General features: G+C 67.9%; 12 protein-coding genes and 1 tRNA gene. 11 read left to right on the top strand and 2 right to left on the bottom strand.

All coding sequences use genetic code 11. From position 1 onward, the window contains the following. Positions 1 to 597: 597 nt before the first annotated feature. The 6 genes from G6N45_RS04040 (at position 598) to G6N45_RS04065 (ending at position 8,657) form a co-directional block, all read left to right on the top strand. Positions 598 to 2,100, top strand: a complete 1,503-nt coding sequence (locus G6N45_RS04040) for an HNH endonuclease signature motif containing protein (RefSeq protein WP_163720515.1) — start codon at positions 598 to 600, stop codon at positions 2,098 to 2,100. Positions 2,101 to 2,527: 427 nt separating this feature from the next. Continuing rightward, a complete protein-coding gene (locus tag G6N45_RS04045) occupies positions 2,528 to 3,400 on the top strand; it encodes a LysR family transcriptional regulator (RefSeq protein ID WP_163720516.1) in 873 nt (290 codons plus the stop codon). Continuing rightward, positions 3,397 to 4,299, top strand: a complete 903-nt coding sequence (locus tag G6N45_RS04050) for a serine hydrolase (protein ID WP_163720517.1) — start codon at positions 3,397 to 3,399, stop codon at positions 4,297 to 4,299. Before G6N45_RS04045 ends, G6N45_RS04050 begins: the two co-directional genes overlap by 4 nt. A 120-nt stretch (positions 4,300 to 4,419) precedes the next feature. Beyond that, positions 4,420 to 5,319 carry a class A beta-lactamase gene (gene bla / locus G6N45_RS04055; protein WP_163720518.1) on the top strand — a complete coding sequence of 300 codons (900 nt, stop codon included), beginning with the start codon at positions 4,420 to 4,422 and terminating at the stop codon, positions 5,317 to 5,319. A gap of 163 nt (positions 5,320 to 5,482) precedes the next feature. Further along, positions 5,483 to 6,508: an alcohol dehydrogenase catalytic domain-containing protein gene (locus G6N45_RS04060; protein WP_163720519.1), complete on the top strand. Its 1,026-nt coding sequence runs from the start codon at positions 5,483 to 5,485 to the stop codon at positions 6,506 to 6,508. A gap of 1,030 nt (positions 6,509 to 7,538) precedes the next feature. Continuing rightward, complete coding sequence (locus G6N45_RS04065) at positions 7,539 to 8,657, top strand: hypothetical protein (RefSeq protein ID WP_163720520.1); 1,119 nt, start codon at positions 7,539 to 7,541, stop codon at positions 8,655 to 8,657. A 44-nt stretch (positions 8,658 to 8,701) separates the two neighbouring features. Here the strand turns inward: G6N45_RS04065 and G6N45_RS04070 are convergent, their stop codons facing one another. Together G6N45_RS04070 and G6N45_RS04075 are read right to left on the bottom strand one after the other, a co-directional pair. Continuing rightward, positions 8,702 to 10,324 (bottom strand): hypothetical protein, encoded by a 1,623-nt coding sequence (locus G6N45_RS04070; RefSeq protein WP_163720521.1) that lies wholly within the window; start codon positions 10,322 to 10,324, stop codon positions 8,702 to 8,704. 260 nt (positions 10,325 to 10,584) lie between these two features. After that, positions 10,585 to 10,670: transfer RNA gene (locus G6N45_RS04075), tRNA-Leu, on the bottom strand. A gap of 226 nt (positions 10,671 to 10,896) precedes the next feature. Between G6N45_RS04075 and G6N45_RS04080 the strand changes: the two genes are divergently transcribed. The 5 genes from G6N45_RS04080 to pbpA all read left to right on the top strand — a co-directional run bounded on the left by G6N45_RS04080 (position 10,897) and on the right by pbpA (position 17,318). Then, positions 10,897 to 12,318 carry an FHA domain-containing protein gene (locus G6N45_RS04080; protein ID WP_163720522.1) on the top strand — a complete coding sequence of 474 codons (1,422 nt, stop codon included), beginning with the start codon at positions 10,897 to 10,899 and terminating at the stop codon, positions 12,316 to 12,318. A gap of 98 nt (positions 12,319 to 12,416) precedes the next feature. Then, positions 12,417 to 12,881 (top strand): FHA domain-containing protein FhaB/FipA, encoded by a 465-nt coding sequence (locus G6N45_RS04085; RefSeq protein WP_048472532.1) that lies wholly within the window; start codon positions 12,417 to 12,419, stop codon positions 12,879 to 12,881. Next, positions 12,878 to 14,437 (top strand): PP2C family protein-serine/threonine phosphatase, encoded by a 1,560-nt coding sequence (locus G6N45_RS04090; RefSeq protein ID WP_163720523.1) that lies wholly within the window; start codon positions 12,878 to 12,880, stop codon positions 14,435 to 14,437. The genes G6N45_RS04085 and G6N45_RS04090 overlap by 4 nt, the downstream gene beginning before the upstream one ends. After that, on the top strand, positions 14,434 to 15,846 hold the full coding sequence (locus G6N45_RS04095; RefSeq protein WP_163720524.1) for a peptidoglycan glycosyltransferase RodA: 1,413 nt from the start codon (positions 14,434 to 14,436) through the stop codon (positions 15,844 to 15,846). The genes G6N45_RS04090 and G6N45_RS04095 overlap by 4 nt, the downstream gene beginning before the upstream one ends. After that, positions 15,843 to 17,318, top strand: a complete 1,476-nt coding sequence (pbpA, locus tag G6N45_RS04100) for a D,D-transpeptidase PbpA (protein ID WP_163720525.1) — start codon at positions 15,843 to 15,845, stop codon at positions 17,316 to 17,318. The genes G6N45_RS04095 and pbpA overlap by 4 nt, the downstream gene beginning before the upstream one ends. Positions 17,319 to 17,334 lie beyond the last annotated feature (16 nt).

Raw genomic sequence — 17,334 nt, forward strand, 5'->3', positions numbered from 1 at the left:
TATACGGCCACGGCATGTGGCGATGCGCTCGGACCTCGGGGACCTCGGGCGCCTTTTCCGACGTAGCAATGTTCGTGGACGGCACGTACGTTCGGCGCTCTCATCGGGTTCGTTCAGGCATCGTTCGTCGCTCACCACCTCCTGTTCCTGCCGCGATTCCGGGATGCTCTGTCAGCGCCGGAGGCGAGCGCTGACGGGGCCACACCCAGGGGGACGGTTCATCGGGCCTTGCGTTGCCGCCGGCACCGGCCGACCGAGAATTGCTGTGCGGCTGAGTAATAGTGAGAGTCCGTACCCGCGGCGCGGTCCGCCGTGCAACCGGGAGTTCGCACTGCGTGACGCGCAGCCAAGCGGCCTGCACGATCGCTTCTGCGTCCGTCACGGCCGGGCACTCGATGTCGCCCCGGGTCATCATCAACACCACATCCACCTCGCCTCGAGATGCTTATGTCGCCGATACCACATCTCTTACCACCGCGGCGGCGCTGATTCAAGACTTCGTCGCCGGGAAATTCTCCACGAGAACTGTTCCCGGCCAACATCTTCGGGTGCGAATCTGACAGCTGCCGCGGGGAGGGCGTTTTTGTCGGTGGTCGAATGTATGTTCGAAGTATGTCGGGGACGGATCTGCAGGCCGCGGTCGCGACGCTGGTGGATGCCGTCGACACCCTGGCCGGCTGCGACTCGGACCTGGCCACCGGCACCGAGCTGGTCGAGGTGCTCGACGAGCTGGAGACCGTGTGGTGCCGGCTGCCCGCGCTGCGGCACCGGCTGCTGGCCCGGCTGCAGGTCGAGACCACCCCGCAGCAGATGGGCGCCAAGAACTGGAAAGACGTCCTCGCGATCCGGTGGCGCATCACCACCGCCGAGGCACACCGCCGCCTGGGCGACGCCGCCCTGCTCGCCCCGCGCCAACCGGTGACCGGGCCGCCGCTGCCCCCAGCACTGCCGGCCGTCGCGGTCGCCCAGGAACGCGGGTTGATCAATGCTGAGCATGTCGAGGTGATCCGCAAAGCCGTCGACAAACTCCCCGGCTTCGTCGATGCGGTGACCCGGGAGCAGTTCGAGGTCGACCTGGTGCGCACCGCGGTCGGGGCCGGACCCAAAGACGTCGAGAACGCCGCCGATCTGACGTTGTTTCTGCTCGATCAGGACGGCCCCGCACCCGATGACACCGAACGCGCCCGCACACGTGGGGTGACGAAGGGCAAGCAGCGCCGCGATGCCATGACCGACCTGGCCGCCCGGTTGACGCCCGAAGCGTGGGCGGTGTTCGAGGTCCTGTTCGCCAAATACGCCGCCCCCGGCATGTGCAATCCCGACGACCCCGAACCGTGCACCTCCGGCACCCCCACCCAGGCCCAGATCGACAACGATCACCGCAGCCTGGCCCAACGCCAACACGACGCGCTGCTCGCCATCGGACGGATCGCCCTGATGAGCGGCGAGGTGGGTCAGCTCAACGGGTTGCCGGTGTCGGTGATCATCCGCACCACCCTGCAAGACCTCGAATCCCGGGCCGGGATCGGCGTCACCGGCGGCGGCACCCGCCTGCCCATCAAAGACGTCATCCGGATGGCCGCCCACGCCAACCATTATTTGGCGGTCTTCGACCAAGCGACCGGGTCGGCGCTGGATTTGTTCCGCAGCCGCCGGGTCGCCTCTCCGGCGCAGCGGATCATGCTCATCGCCCGCGACGGGGGCTGCACCAAACCGTGTTGCACCGTCGGCGCCTACGGCGCCCAGGTCCACCACGTCACCACCGACTGGGCTGACGGCGGCAACACCAACATCAACGACCTCGGCCTGGCCTGCCCACCGGATAACCGCAGCGTGGGCCCCGGCGGCTGGACCACCGCGATGAACACCCGCACCGAAGTCGAATGGACCCCACCCGCCCACCTCGACACCGGCCAAACACGCATCAACACCTACCACCGCCCCGAACGCCTCCTGCGCCCACCCGATGAACCCGAACCGGAAGAGCGTGACGCTGCCGCATCGGCCGAGCCGGTCGAGCCGACGGACGCAGAGCCCCCAACCTCAGCCGATCCAGCAGAACCCGGCGGACCCGCACCACCCGACAACGAGGCGGCCTGACGGCCGCGAAGCGTCGACACGCACACTCCACAGGTGTTCGGCGGCAACGTCTTTGGGCATTTCTCTGACGAATGCCACTCGCTGCGCCGACGTGCCCGATCACCGATTCGAGTACTTTGAGCGTCGACTCCACAATCTTCAGATACGGGCATATCTCGCCGAGCCCGTGTCGGACCTGAGGAGTTTGTTGCCTTCGGCGAACTTGCAGATGGTGTGGTCCGCCGTGTGCCGCCGTTCAATGCCGTGCCGTTGCTGATCTTCCTGGCGATCAGGCTCCGACCGCCGTCAGCCATTCGCCGTAGAAAGCGCGATTCCGAGGTCGGCGACAGCCGATGGAGATCAGTCCGGTCAATCGGTGCCCTTCGGGCATCGCGATGCTCAGTGCGTGGGCTCGCCGCAGCATGCCGGCGCCGTGTTGACTGGTGAGGTGGATTTGATCGGTCATCTTCGCTACTTCGTCGCTGTCGCCGAGCATCGGCACTTCGGTCGCGCCGCAGCGAGCTTGGGGGTCACGCAACCGCCGGTGTCGCAGGGGCTGCGCCGACTCGAGAAACACCTGGGCCTACAACTCATCGAGCGCACCCCTGAGGGCGCCGTGCTCACCACCGATGGAGCTGCGCTCCTCCCCCGCGCCCGGCTCATCGTCGATGACACGGCCCGCCTTCTCGACGATGCGCGACACCTGTTCGGGTCGACGCAGGGAGTCCGATGGGGCGTCATCCCCCAGCTCGGTGACGAACTGCTTGCTCGATGCGTCAACGGAATTCGCAGCGCACGAAGCTCGGAAGTCACGACCCTTACCGCAGGAAGTGCGCAGCTGCTGAGCGACCTGCGCCGCGGAGCACTGCAGATGGCGGTGGTGCAGCACCCGGCACTGGTCGACGGACTGGATGCGGGACCGGTTGTCTCACTCACTCGCCACGTCGTGGTCCCAGCTGAGCATCGCGCCGCCCAGGCCGTCGCACCTCGAGCACAGATGCTTCAAGACCTGGCATTGGCGACCGTTCCTCGAGAGGACAACTTACCCGGACACGATCTGCTCATCGACCGACTACGCCGTCGCGGTCTTGATCCGAAGATCCGCGCGGCGTCCACGCACCGCGACGTGGCGGCCGCCGTCGCATCAGGCCTGTGCTTCGGTCTGGCCACTGTCTGCTCACCAGTGCACACCGGCACCGCACACCGTCCGATGCTCGTCGACGAGGTCGCCCTCCGCGTGCGCATCGTCACCTCACCCGGCGTCGACCTCGCGGACGCGGTGTACGCCGTCGACCGACAACTGTTGCGAGCCGACCGGTGACGTCCGTCGAGGAACAGATCGCTGCCGTCTTCGTCGACGCGGGCTGCCGCGGCTGGCTACGCGCCGAACCCGTCGGCGAGAAGGGGATTGCCATCGACATCAACGGTGACGCCCCGGTCGTCGCCGCCTCGGTCTACAAGGTCCTCGTCCTGATCGCCACGGCACGCGCCTTCGACTCAGGACTGCTCGACCCCCATGACACAGTGCGGATCGTCCCCGGCGACTGCACTCCCGGACCGACCGGCATCAGCCTGTTCTCCGACCCCGTCTCGCTGTCCTGGGTAGACCTGGCGCGCATGATGATCACCCTGTCCGACAACGCCGCCGCCGACGTCCTGCTCGGCGCCGTCGGACTCGACGCGATCGATCGCGCGATCGGCGACCTCGGACTCGGCACCACCCGGGTGGTCGGCGGCACGGCGACGTTGCAGCACCAGGTCATCCACGACAGCGGTGCGCTTACCCTCGACGAAGCGGTCGGATTGCTCGCCAGCAACAACACCCTCCACGACAGCGCCGCCTTCGACCCGGCATACACCACCGCAACCAGCGCCGCCGATGCCAACGCCATGCTGACCGCCATCTGGACCGGCCGAGCGGCCTCAGCTGAGTGCACGCGCACCATGAGAACGATCCTTACTCAGCAGATCTGGCCGCATCGCATCAGATCCGCCTTTCCGTTCTCCGATGTGGTCGTGGGCGGCAAAACCGGCACTATCGGCCCTATCCGTAACGAGATCGCCGTCATCGCCTTTCCCGACGAAATTCCGATTGCCGTCTCGGTGTTCACCCGAGCCGCGCGGTCCGACGTCTACCTGCCCGTCGTCGACCGGGCTATCGGACAAGCTGCCGCCATCGCGGTGACCGCCCTGCGGTCCGATGCCGCAGCCCAGCAGTGAATTTCACGGGTCGCACATTTCGAATCATCGTGGCCAGCCTGGACCGATTCCGAGCCGCTATGGGGCGAACCGGTGTTGTGACTTGGCTCGAAGGAGGACACATGTGGTTCCTATCGAGCCATGAACTCACACCTGACCCGACGCCAGGCGCTTGGCGGACTGCTCGCCGTCGGCCTGTTGGCGAGCGTCCCCCGCACCGCGCTCGCCACGCCCTCCCCGAACACCGGCACCCTGGATCTGAAGGGCATAGAGCACCGCCACCGCGCCCGAATCGGCGCTTACGCCGTCGACCTCGGGGCTGCCGCGACGGTTGAACACCGCGCCGACGAGCGTTTCGCGATGTGCTCGACCTTCAAGGCCTACGCCGCCGGACGCGTGCTTCAGCTGGTCGATCAGAGCCGACTCGATCTGCGCACCCCCATCCCGGTCAACGCCGCGGACATCGTCGCCAACTCTCCAGTCACCGAGCAGCGCGTGGGCGCCACGATGGCGCTGGCCGAGGTGTGCGAGGCAGCCCTCACCCGCAGCGACAACGCCGCCGGCAACTTGCTGTTGCGCACGATCGGAGGACCGGGGGGAGTAACGGCCTTCGCCCGCACCCTCGGTGACGAACAGACCCGCCTGGACCGTTGGGAAACCGAATTGAACAGCGCCATACCAGGAGATGTCCGCGACACCACGACACCGCGGGGGCTCTGTTGGGGCTACCGGCAGTTGCTCACCGGGACTGCGCTGAGTCCATCGGCGCGAGCCACCTTGGACGGGTGGATGCGAGCCAACGTCACCTCCGGACCGCGGTTTCGTGCTGCCGTGCCGGCCGGCTGGACGACCGCGGACAAAACCGGAGCCGGAGATTATGGATCCACCAACGACGCCGGTCTCATACTCGGTCCTGCTCGACAGCGTGTGACGGCAGTGGTCCTCACCCGCTCGATCGACGACCAGAAGGACACGCCACCGCTCAACGCTGCGATCTCCGACACCGTGCGACTCATCCTCGACAGCTTCGGCTACCGCTGACCGACCAACCAACCCCGGCCCGTCGGTGCACCACCAGAGAACTTCCGTCCAAAGCGCGTGGCGGTGGTGGCAGGACCCGCACGCCCCCAGGCGTTCGGGAGCAACATATCGAGCAGTCATCTGACGGATGCCGCTCGCTGCGCCGATGTGCCATAGTCGCGTCATGTCATCGACCTACCGGGCCTACCAGGTCACCGGGCAACGCCACTTCGAGCTCGTCGACCGCGAGCTCACCGAGCCCGCGTACGGCCGGGTCCGCGTGCGGGTCCAGAGTTGCGGCGTCTGCCACAGCGACGTGCTGGCCGTCGAGGGTCAGCGTCCCGATCCGACATCGCCGGTGGTGCCGGGCCACGAGATCGTCGGCGTCGTCGACGCCGTGGGCGACGGTGTGACGGCGTGGAAGGCCGGCGATCGAGTCGGCATCGGGTTCCTCGGCGGGCAGTGCAACGCGTGCGAGTTCTGCCGCCGTGGCGATTTCGTCAACTGCACCGATCAGCCGCAGCCGGGTACCACCGAGGACGGCGGCTACGCCGAAGTGTTCTACGGCCGGGCGACCGGACTGGTCCGGGTGCCCGACTCGGTGTCGGCCACCGATGCCGCACCGCTGCTGTGCGCCGGCGTCACCACGTTCAACGCCCTGCGCTCCACCGACGCCGCACCGGGTGCGCTCGTTGCGATCCAGGGCCTCGGCGGCCTGGGTCATCTGGGTGTGCAGTACGCCAAGAAGCTCGGCTTCCGCGTCGCGGCGATCGCGCGTGGCGCCGAGAAGGCCGAGCTCGCGAAAGCCCTTGGTGCCGAACATTACATCGACAGCGCTGCCGAGGATCCCGGCGCCGCGCTGAGCGCCCTGGGCGGCGCCTCGGCCGTCGTCGCGACCGCGGCGAGCGGGAGCTCCATGAGTCCCCTGGTCGCCGGGCTACGCCCGCGGGGTCAACTCATGGTGGTCGGCGCGGCTCCCGATCCGCTGGAGGTCGAGACGGCCGCGCTGATCTTCGGTGGCCGCCGGATCGAGGGCAGCCTCACCGGGTCGGCCGTCGAGAACGAGGACTGCCTGGCGTTCAGCGTCTCCACCGGTGTCGCCCCGATGACCGAGACCATGACTTTCGAGGACGCACCCCGCGCCTACGAGCGGATGATGTCGGGCAAGGCGCGATTCCGCGTCGTACTGGAGATGCCTCGCACGAGCTGACTCGGTCGAGGAACCGGTGCACATCGTGTGCGAAGTCCTTGATGTGCTGCTAGGTGGCAAAGGGACAGACCCGGACTGTGATCGACCCGGAGTGTGGTCCCGGGATCATGTGCTGCAGGAGCGACGGGGACCGTCACAGTCAAGCGTTGCCATGCGACGTGCTGCGCCTACCTGAACTGGCCCGGCCTGCTCTTGCCCACTCACGGCCCGGACGTATTAGACTGCCGGACAGCAACATAGCGCAGCGGCGCGATCCGTTCTGCTGAATGACGTTGCTATACAGCCGGATTCAGCCGGATGAGACCCCGCTCCGTGACAACGCGTCGGATTCACCCGGATTGTGCGTTTTCAGCAAACTGCTCGCGGGCTGGCGGCATCTATATCCACCGCCGGCACACACTTTGCCCAAGCAACAACGTCCTGCGCTTTCTGGCGTTCAGCTGCTGCGTCATGGCGAGACACTGAATTTGCCTGACGCCGACCGTACCGTCCTCCATGGTGCCGTGCGGACCTGTCAGCCACTTAATGGACGCGTCGGCGGCACTTCCCGAACAGCAGTACGGGACGAGCCGATGTGCAGTAGCGCACCACTGAGGCCGCGCCGAGGGCGACGAGTTAGGTTCCCGGCACGGGGAAGCGACAAGTGAAATGGTGCGGGCCACCTGCCGTAGACCGCCATGGTCGGCGGAGAGGCACGGAGATGAGAAACCTCAGATGTATTGGGAATGTCGGCGGGTTTGCGGTGGCTCTGGGGATCTGTCTGGGGCTCGGCATGACTCCGGCGCCTGCGTGGGCCGACGACCGAGGATCGACGAATTCTCGGGCTGACGCAACGGCAAGTGCCACGGGAACGGAGCGGGTTACCGCGGGGGCGAGCGAGACCCGCGCCGGAAAACGGTCGAAATCCCCTGCACGCAAGGCAAGTGGCAAGGCGCCGCCCGGGACGAAGGCTGGACAGATCGGCGCCACTACCGACAAGACCGATGCGAACGCCGCGGAGCCCGGCGCTGCGCCGGACACAGTAGATGTCGTGGGTGAGCGGCAGTCGCCAGGAGGTTCGGGCAGCGGTGTCGCAACCAGCGATGCATCCACGGGGTCGCCGGCGCATCAATCGAGCGCGCTTCCGTCCGCTACCGACTCGGCGCCGGTCGACCAGCCCGGTCTCGAGCCGAACGGGACTCGGCTCTCGAGCAGTTGGCCGGCGAATGCAGCGTCGAAGAACTCCGGCGAGGGCGTTGATCTGGTTGCGGTGCAGCCCGCTGATGTGGTTGTTCCGCAGGCTGTTCCGGTGACCGCACTGGTGTCGACTGTTCTGTCGGCAGACTCGGGAGTGAACAGCCCCGATCCTGTCCCCCCGGCGCCGATCGACTCGTCGCTGCGGTGGGCACTGGCCGGCTGGGGCACTCGCCCGCGTCCGGCCGGTCAGCCGGCATCCGGGGCGACTGCAACGACATCCAACGCGCTGGTATCGGCAATCGATCCCACTGCGCCGCAACTCGTGTACATGGGCGGCGTCCTCGGCATCAAGCCGAACTACGCCAGCATCGTTCCGCTCTCACCAGAGCAGAAGTGCAGTACCGGGTGCCTGCAGATCAAGTACGACAACATCACCGTGTCATCCGGCACCAAAGCTTTGACAACGTGGATCGGTGCCAACGGCGTCGGGTCGGACACCATCTGGACCTTCTCGGAGTCCACCGATTCGGCGATCGAGTACCTCAGCACCCACACCAATGACATGTCGGATCACTGGTACCTGCTGGGATCGCCGTCCACGCCGGGGAACTTCAACACGAGCACCAGTTGGCGGCAGCTACCGGCCGGCGATTACCGCAACGTGACCTTTGTTGTACGTCAATATGATTCGGTGGCCGATTACCCGGCAGGCTCGGCGAACCAGGCTCGCTCGAACGCCAGCCTCAGCGTCCATCGCAGCGGATACGACAACCTGGACCTCACCCGCCCGTCAACGACGTGGGTGGATCCACGGACCGGCGTAACCGTGCTCTACTTCACCACCTACCCTCTGCCCATCATCAACACCTGGTTTCGCTCGCAGCAGTGGATCCTGTCCCAAGACAAGGCATTGCGTCCGGGGATCGAGTCCCAGTACTGGAACCGCCCCATCGCCCTGCCGAACCCATGGTGATCCATTCTGAGCATGCCCGTCGACAGGCGGAGGCACGTTAGCGGCTAGGGCGACGGCGGAGCGTCGGTGCTCTCGGTCGCGGGTTGGACGTGGGCGCACAGCAGCGTGCTCAACGGCACTGCGAACAGCAGGAGGGCCAGCGTCGTGTCATCGGCGGCGAAGTCCTCATAGACGGTGACGATCCCGGCCGCTGCGGCCACCAGCAGCAACTGCGCCGATACCGTGAGCACGATTCCGGTGTGCGCCGCTCCGGAATCCGGCGGCATCGCCCACAGCAACGCGAACAGCGCTGCCGTCACCGCGATGACGGGCGTCAGCGGGGCGGCGAGGACGCTCGGAATCCACGCGGTGCCGACGACGATGAGCAGCGGGATCAGCGCCAGCCGAATCACCAGCTCGGACGGGATGGGTGTGGGCCGGCCGGTGAGCCCGAGAATGGTTACTCCACAACAGATGACGATCAGACAGGTGACGACCTGGGTGGGTTTGGCCCAGAACGCGACGGGCACGGTCACGCCCAACTGGCTCAGCGTGATGTTCACGTACACCGGCAACAGGAACAGCAGACCGATCCGGGCGACCAGCTGGCCGACGGTTCCGTTCCGGTTCCGGCGCACGGCGATCGGCACCAAGCTGAACAGCGCCAGCCACATGATGGCGAGTTCCAGGCCCGGCGGCGGTGCGATGCTGTCCTCGGTGGGTCCGGTGATCGCAGTGGCCACCAGGTTCACGATCATCACCACCGCGATGACGATCTGGCTGGCCAGCGCACTGACCCCGACAGCCAGACTGGTCCGCACATCCCCGTCGGGCAGCAGCGCCGACCGGAACGATCGGCGGGTGCCATAGGTGATCGCAAGGGCGACCAGGATCGCGTGCGGCCAGGTGCCCGGGCCGCCCGGAGTCCAGTAGTTCTCCTCGAAACCCGAGGCGATACCGCCTACCTCGGTGATCTCGAGGACGACGACGATCGCGGCCGCGGCGCACAGCAGCGCCGTGTACTTCCAGCCCTGTCGGTGACGGGAGACACTGTGTGCGATGGCGGAACGAGAATGTGCGGCCAGCGCCACACCGCCGGTGGCCATGGCGGCCACGAATGCCAGCGCGATCGCCGGAACGTACGTCTGCGTCCCGATATCGTCGAGCAGCAAGTGAAGGAGTTCGTTCGGGTCGGCGGGAGGTTCGGCATGTAGCGCCTGGCCGAACCGGATGTTGGCCCAGATGCTGGGGATCCAGGGCGCGGCGACGAGGCAGGTCAGCAGCACTCCCACCCGGGAACGGGTCGGTCGCCGGCGTACGTGGAGCTGGGTAAGGAGCAGTGCGGCGGCGCCCAACCACGCTGCAGCAGCGGGGATCACCTGCCAGGCGCGGTCGATGGTCAGAATGAGAATCGGGATCAGTGGGGTCGCGATACCGGCGCACCAGACCAGCAGCGCGTGATGACGAGGCGCGTTCGGGCTGGTCGCGGTATAGACGTAACCGACCGCCGCGACACAGGAGCCCACCGCAAGACCGCACAGCAGTGGCCAGATCGGTGCGTACTTGAAGATCAGTTCGCCGCCGAACAACGAATGTTGCTCGGGTGCGAACAGGCCGGGAATGAACCCGAAGGCGAGCATGACAGCCGTGCCCACCCATGTGATGACGGCGAGCACGCGCAGTGGCACCGGAAGTGCGCGCGGCCTCAGGTGGGTGGGCCGACGCAGGGCCGCTTGCGAGATCGGAGTCAGGAGGCGTTGGGCGCCCCGCGGCTGACCGGGTTCAGGTTCCACCGCGGCATTATCGCCGACGGGTTGGTCGCGCGGTGTCCGTCACGTGGGCGACGACGACCGGAAAGGTCTACTCCGACACTTCCCACACCAAACACAAAGGTCACGAACCATTTCTGGTTCGTGACCTCTGTACCTGGAGTTCGTAGAACTCCTCGTGGTGGGCGAAGGGGGACTTGAACCCCCACGTCCCGAAGGACACTGGCACCTGAAGCCAGCGCGTCTGCCATTCCGCCACTCGCCCGAAACAACCGGAGCAGCCTATCACGCAGGCCGACCCCCGCCCCAACCGTACTTGGGCACCCCGCAGAACGCCAAAACGGCTGCCTGCGCGCGCCTGACCTGCGGGGACGTGATTCTCAGAGTTCTGTTGGTCACGTCTGGGTATAGGTGGCCGATACCATGCATGCAAGCATCGCTGCCAGCCGACACGCTGGCGGCATACGTTGTCGAGGGAGGCGATCGGGGACATGGGTCTGGTCGATCGTTTCGAGCGCAAGCTCGAGGACTCGGTCGGCAACGCCTTTGCCCGGGTGTTCGGCGGCTCGATCATGCCTGCCGAGGTCGAGTCGCTGCTGCGGCGCGAAGCCGACTCCGGCGCCCGTGAGGTGCACGGTGGCCGCGTTTTGGCACCGAACGACTACGTCATTACCCTCAGTGTGCCTGACTATCAGAAGGTGAGTGCCGACCCGGACATCACCCCGACCACGTTCGCCAAGCACCTGGAGGGCTACATCCATGAGCGCGGATGGCAAACGTATGGTGAGGTGGTTGTCCGATTCGAGCAATCGCCCGACCTGCACACCGGACAGTTTCGCGCGCGCGGTGCGGTCAATCCCGACTCGACCACGGGCGTACCCGCCCCACCACCTCGAGACCTCTCGTCCCACGCAGAACCAGGAGTACCAGCGATGAGCGACAACCCGACCTACCGCGGCGGCCAGGGACCGGGCCGGCCCGGGGACGACTACTACAACCGTCCCGAGGACGACCGGTACAACCGCCCGGACGATCAGCGCGGCGGCTACCCGCCCGCCGACCAGGGCGGCTACCCGCCCGCCGATCAGGGTGGTCACCCGCCCGCGGATCAAGGCGGCTATCCGCCTGCGGATCAGGGTGGTTACCCGCCGCACGGAGACCAGGGCTACCCCCCGCGGGGCGGCTACCCCGACCAGGGCGGCTACCCGGACCAGGGTTATCCCCCGCCGTCCTACGAGCAGCGTCCCCCGGCCGGCTACGGCCCGCCGCAGGGCGGCTACCAGGACCAGGGCTACCGGCCCGCACCCGGCGGATACGGTCCGCCCCCCGGCGGCGGTCAGCACGGGTACGGCGCGCCCGCCGGTGACTACGACTACGGTCGTCCGCCGGCCCGTCCGTCCTACCCCGACCAGGGCGGCTATCCCGACCAGGGCGGTTACCCGGATCAGGGCGGCTACGGCGGCGGCCAGAACTACGGTCGCCAGGAATACGGCCAGCCCGACTACGGCCGTTACGGCGCCGAGGCCCCGGCCGGCTACGGCGAGCAGGGCTACGGCGACCAGGGTTACGGAGCGGGCGGCTACGGCGCCGGGTACGGAGCCGGCCAGGGCGAGTACCCCTCGGCGGGTTCGACGGTCACGCTGCAGCTCGACGACGGCAGCGGACGCACCTATCAGTTGCGCGAAGGCGCCAACGTGATCGGGCGCGGGCAGGACGCGCAGTTCCGCCTTCCCGACACGGGGGTGTCCCGCCGGCATCTGGAGATCCGCTGGGACGGCCAGGTGGCGCTATTGTCAGACCTCAACTCCACCAACGGCACCACGGTGAACAACGCACCGGTCCAGGAGTGGCAGCTGGCCGACGGCGACGTCATCCGGCTGGGCCACTCGGAGATCATCGTCCGCGTTCACTGAGGCTCGCACGCACGGGGGTAGCGGTCGCGTGGCCCTCACGTCGACCGCCGCCCACGTATGGTGGCGGTGCCGAAAGGACGGGACGGAGAGGACGTCGGATGCAGGGGCTGATACTGCAGCTGACGCGCGTCGGCTTCCTGTTGCTGCTCTGGCTGTTCATCTGGTCGGTGCTGCGCATCCTGCGCACCGACATCTACGCGCCCACCGGCGCGGTGATGGTCCGCCGCGGGCTGGCGCTGCGCGGGTCGCTGCTCCCCAACCGGGCCCGCAACGTCCCCCGGCAGCTGGTGGTCACCGAGGGGGCACTGGCCGGCACGCGGATTCCGCTCGGCACGCAGCCGGTGCTGATCGGCCGCGCCGATGACTCCACTCTGGTGCTGACAGACGACTACGCCTCGACGCGCCATGCCCGGCTCTCGCCACGAGGTCCGGAATGGTACGTAGAGGACCTAGGATCGACCAACGGTACATACCTCGACAGGGCGAAGGTGACGACGGCGGTACGAGTTCCGATGGGCACCCCGGTGCGGATCGGCAAGACGGTGATCGAGTTGCGCCCGTGACCCTTGTGCTCCGATACGCAGCCCGCAGCGACCGGGGGCTGGTGCGCGCCAACAACGAGGACTCGGTGTACGCCGGGGCCCGGCTGCTGGCGCTCGCGGACGGCATGGGCGGCCACGCCGCCGGTGAGGTGGCGTCGCAGTTGGTGATCGCGGCGCTGGCCCATCTCGACGACGACGAGCCGGGCGGCGACCTGCTCAGCAAGCTCGATGCCGCGGTGCGCGAAGGTAACTCGGCGATCGCCGCACACGTCGAGGCCGACCCGGAACTGGACGGCATGGGCACCACGCTCACCGCAATCCTGTTCGCGGGCAACCGCCTTGGTCTGGTGCACATCGGCGACTCGCGCGGCTACCTGATGCGCGACGGCGAACTCGCCCAGATCACCAAGGACGACACCTTCGTCCAGACCCTGGTCGACGAGGGCCGCATCACCGCCGAGGAAGCCCACAGCCACCCCCAGCGGTCACTGATCATGCGCGCGCTCACCGGTCACGAGGTGGAGCCGACGCTGATCATGCGGGAAGCCCGCGCCGGTGACCGCTACCTGTTGTGCTCCGACGGCCTGTCCGACCCCGTCAGCCACGAGACCATCGCCGAGGCGATGCAGATTCCCGACGTCGCCGAAAGTGCGGACCGGCTCATCGAGTTGGCGCTGCGCGGCGGCGGCCCCGACAACGTGACCGTGGTGGTCGCCGACGTGGTGGACGTCAACTCCCACGACTACGGCCAGACCCAGCCGATCCTGGCCGGCGCAGTCTCCGGGGACGACGACCAGAGTGCGCCGCCCAACACCGCGGCAGGCCGGGCGTCGGCGTTCAACCCGAAACGCAACGCCGCCAAACGGGTTGTGCCGCAACCCGAAGAACCCCCACCGCGCCCACGCTCGCGACGCCGCATCTACCTCGCGGCCGCGGTGCTGGTGCTGGCGGTGCTCGCCGGCTTGGCGGTCGCCCGTGAAATCGTCCGCAACAACTACTACGTCAGCGAACACGACGGCATCGTCTCGATCATGCGTGGTGTTCAGGGCTCCTTTCTCGGGATCTCCCTTCAGGAGCCGTATCTGCTGGGCTGCCTGAACGCCCGCAACGAGCTGTCCCTCATCAGCGCCGACCAATCGCGCGACAACCTGGGCTGCCGGCTGCTGGGCGTCGACGACATGCGTCCCTCCGAACGCGCCCAGGTGATCGCCGGTCTCCCCTCGGGCACCCTCGACGACGCCATCGGGCAGATCGAGGAACTGTCCCACAGCTCGGTGCTACCGGTCTGCGCACCGCGCTCCCCCGCTACGTCGAGCCGGCCGCCGACGTCGTCCGCAGCGCCGCCGTCACCGCGCCCGTCGGCCACTCCCGCCCCGGGAAGCCCTGCGCCGAGCGGTGATTCACGCACCTCGGCGCCCCCGCCCGCACCGGAGACGCCGCGCACCGTGACGTCATCGCCGCCGGCACCGCCAGGACCCGCCCCGGCACCCACTCCGTCGCTGACACCGTCGCCCACCGTGACGGCGCTGCCGCCTCCGCCACCTGAACCGGGAACGAACTGCCGGGAAGTGTCATGACGACACAACCGCAGTCCCCGGTGAAGGTCACCCCGGCGCTGCCGAACCGCCGCAACGCCGAGCTGTTGCTGCTCGGCTTCGCCGCGCTGATCACCACGGTCGCCCTGCTGCTGGTCGAGGCGAACCAGGAGCAGGGTCTGCGCTGGGACCTGGCCCAGTACACGGTCGCCTACCTCGCGCTGTTCGCCGGCGCACACCTGGCCGTGCGGCGCTTCGCCCCCTACGCCGATCCCCTGCTGCTGCCGGTGGTGGCCTTGCTGAACGGCTTGGGGCTGGTCATGATTCACCGCCTCGACCTCGCCACGGGCGAACCGACGGCCCGGGGTCTGGGCGGCACCGCCAACCAGCAGATGCTGTGGACCCTGGTCGGCGTCATCGGGTTCTCCCTCGTGGTCGTCTTCCTGGGCGACCACCGGCTGCTGTCCCGGTACGGCTACGTGTGCGGGCTGACCGGCCTGATCCTGCTCGTCATCCCCGCGATCCTGCCCCGCTCGATGTCGGAGCAGAACGGCGCGAAGATCTGGATTCAGTTGCCGGGCTTCTCGATTCAGCCCGCGGAGTTCTCCAAGATTCTGCTGCTGATCTTCTTCGCCGCGGTGCTGGTGTCCAAGCGCAGTCTGTTCACCAGTGCGGGCAAGCACGTGCTGGGCATGGACCTGCCCCGACCGCGCGACCTGGCGCCGCTGCTGGCCGCCTGGATCGCCTCGATCGGCGTGATGATCTTCGAGAAGGACCTCGGCACCTCGCTGCTGCTCTACGCGTCGTTCCTGGTCCTGGTGTACATCGCCACCGAGCGGTTCAGCTGGGTGGTGCTGGGGTTGACGCTGTTCGCCGCCGGGAGCGTGGCGGCCTACTTCGTGTTCGACCACGTCCGCGTACGCGTCGAGACGTGGCGCGACCCGTTCGCCGACCCCGACGGCGCCGGCTACCAGATGGTGCAGTCGCTGTTCAGCTTCGCCACCGGCGGCATCTTCGGCACCGGGCTGGGCAACGGTCAGCCCGGCACCGTGCCCGCCGCCTCCACGGACTTCATCATCGCCGCGGTCGGCGAGGAGCTCGGACTCGTGGGCCTGGCGGCCGTGCTGATGCTCTACACGATCGTCGTGATCCGCGGCATGCGCACCGCGATCGCCGTCCGCGACAGCTTCGGCAAGCTGCTGGCCGCCGGCCTGGCCGCCACGCTCGCGATCCAGCTGTTCATCGTGGTCGGCGGCGTCACCAAGCTCATCCCGCTGACCGGTCTGACCACGCCCTGGATGTCCTACGGCGGCTCGTCGCTGGTGGCCAACTACCTGCTGCTCGCAATCCTGGTGCGGATCTCCCACAACGCCCGTCGGCCCCTGGAGACGCGCTCGCTTCCCCCGGGCCCGATCGCGGCGGCCAGCACCGAGGTGATCGAGAAGGTATGAACACCTCCCTGCGCCGCATCTCCGTCATGATCATGGCCCTGATCGTGCTACTGCTCGCCAACGCGACCCTGACCCAGGTGTTCACCGCCGACGGGCTGCGTTCGGATCCGCGCAACCAGCGGGTGCTGCTCGACGAGTACTCCCGCCAGCGCGGCCAGATCTCCGCGGGCGGGCAGCTGCTGGCCTATTCGGTGTCGACCGACGGCCGCTTCCGGTTCCTGCGCGTGTACCCGAACCCGTTGGCCTATGCCCCGGTGACGGGGTTCTACTCGCTGAGCTACTCGAGCACCGGTCTGGAACGCGCGGAGGACACCGTCCTCAACGGTTCGGACCAGCGCCTGTTCGGGCGCCGGCTCGCCGACTTCTTCACCGGCCGCGATCCCCGCGGCGGCAACGTCGCCACCACGATCCGGCCCGAGGTGCAGCAGGCCGCCTGGGACGCGATGGACAAGGGATGCAACGGCCCGTGCAAGGGTGCCGTGGTCGCGCTGGAGCCCTCGACCGGCAAGATCCTCGCGATGGTGTCCGCGCCGTCCTACGACCCCAACCTGCTGGCCACCCACGACGTCGCCGAGCAGTCGCAGGCGTGGCAGCGGCTGCGCGACGACCCCGACTCGCCGCTGCTCAACCGCGCGATCTCCGAGACCTACCCGCCGGGGTCGACGTTCAAGGTGCTCACCACCGCCGCGGCACTGCAGTCCGGCGCGACCCCCGACACGCAGCTGACCGCGTCCCCGCAGATCGCCCTTCCCGACAGCACCGCCACGCTGGAGAACTTCGGCGGATCGTCGTGCGGCGGCGGGCCGACGGCGTCGCTGCAGTACGCGTTCGCGCACTCCTGCAACACCGCGTTCGTCCAGCTGGGCATCAACACCGGAGCCGACCCGTTGCGTACCGTCGCGCAGGGATTCGGCGTGGACGTGCCGCCGCCGGCGATTCCGCTGCAGGTCGCCGACTCGACGCTGGGTCCGATCCCGGACGCCGCGGCGCTGGGGATGACGAGCATCGGTCAGAAGGACGTCGCCCTGACTCCACTGCAGAACGCGATGGTCGCCGCGACCGTGGCGAACAAGGGGATCACGATGCAGCCGTACCTGGTCGACAGCCTCAAGGGACCCGACCTCGCGAACATCGCCACCACCGTGCCGACCGAAGAGCGGCGGGCGGTGCCGGAGAAGGTCGCGGATACACTTACGGACTTGATGGTCGCCGCCGAGCAGGTGACTCAGCAGAAGGGAGCCATCGCCGGCGTGCAGATCGCATCCAAGACCGGCACTGCGGAGCATGGCACTGACCCGCGCAACACGCCCCCGCATGCCTGGTACATCGCCTTCGCGCCTGCTCAGGCACCCAAGGTCGCGGTGGCGGTCCTGGTAGAGAACGGCGGGAACCGCCTCGAAGCCACCGGCGGGGCGCTGGCCGCGCCGATCGGGCGGGCGACGATCGCGGCGGCGTTGAGGGAGGCCTCGTGAGCCGCTCCCGAAGTCG

The organism is Mycolicibacterium psychrotolerans, assembly GCF_010729305.1.
Lineage (GTDB): Bacteria > Actinomycetota > Actinomycetes > Mycobacteriales > Mycobacteriaceae > Mycobacterium > Mycobacterium psychrotolerans.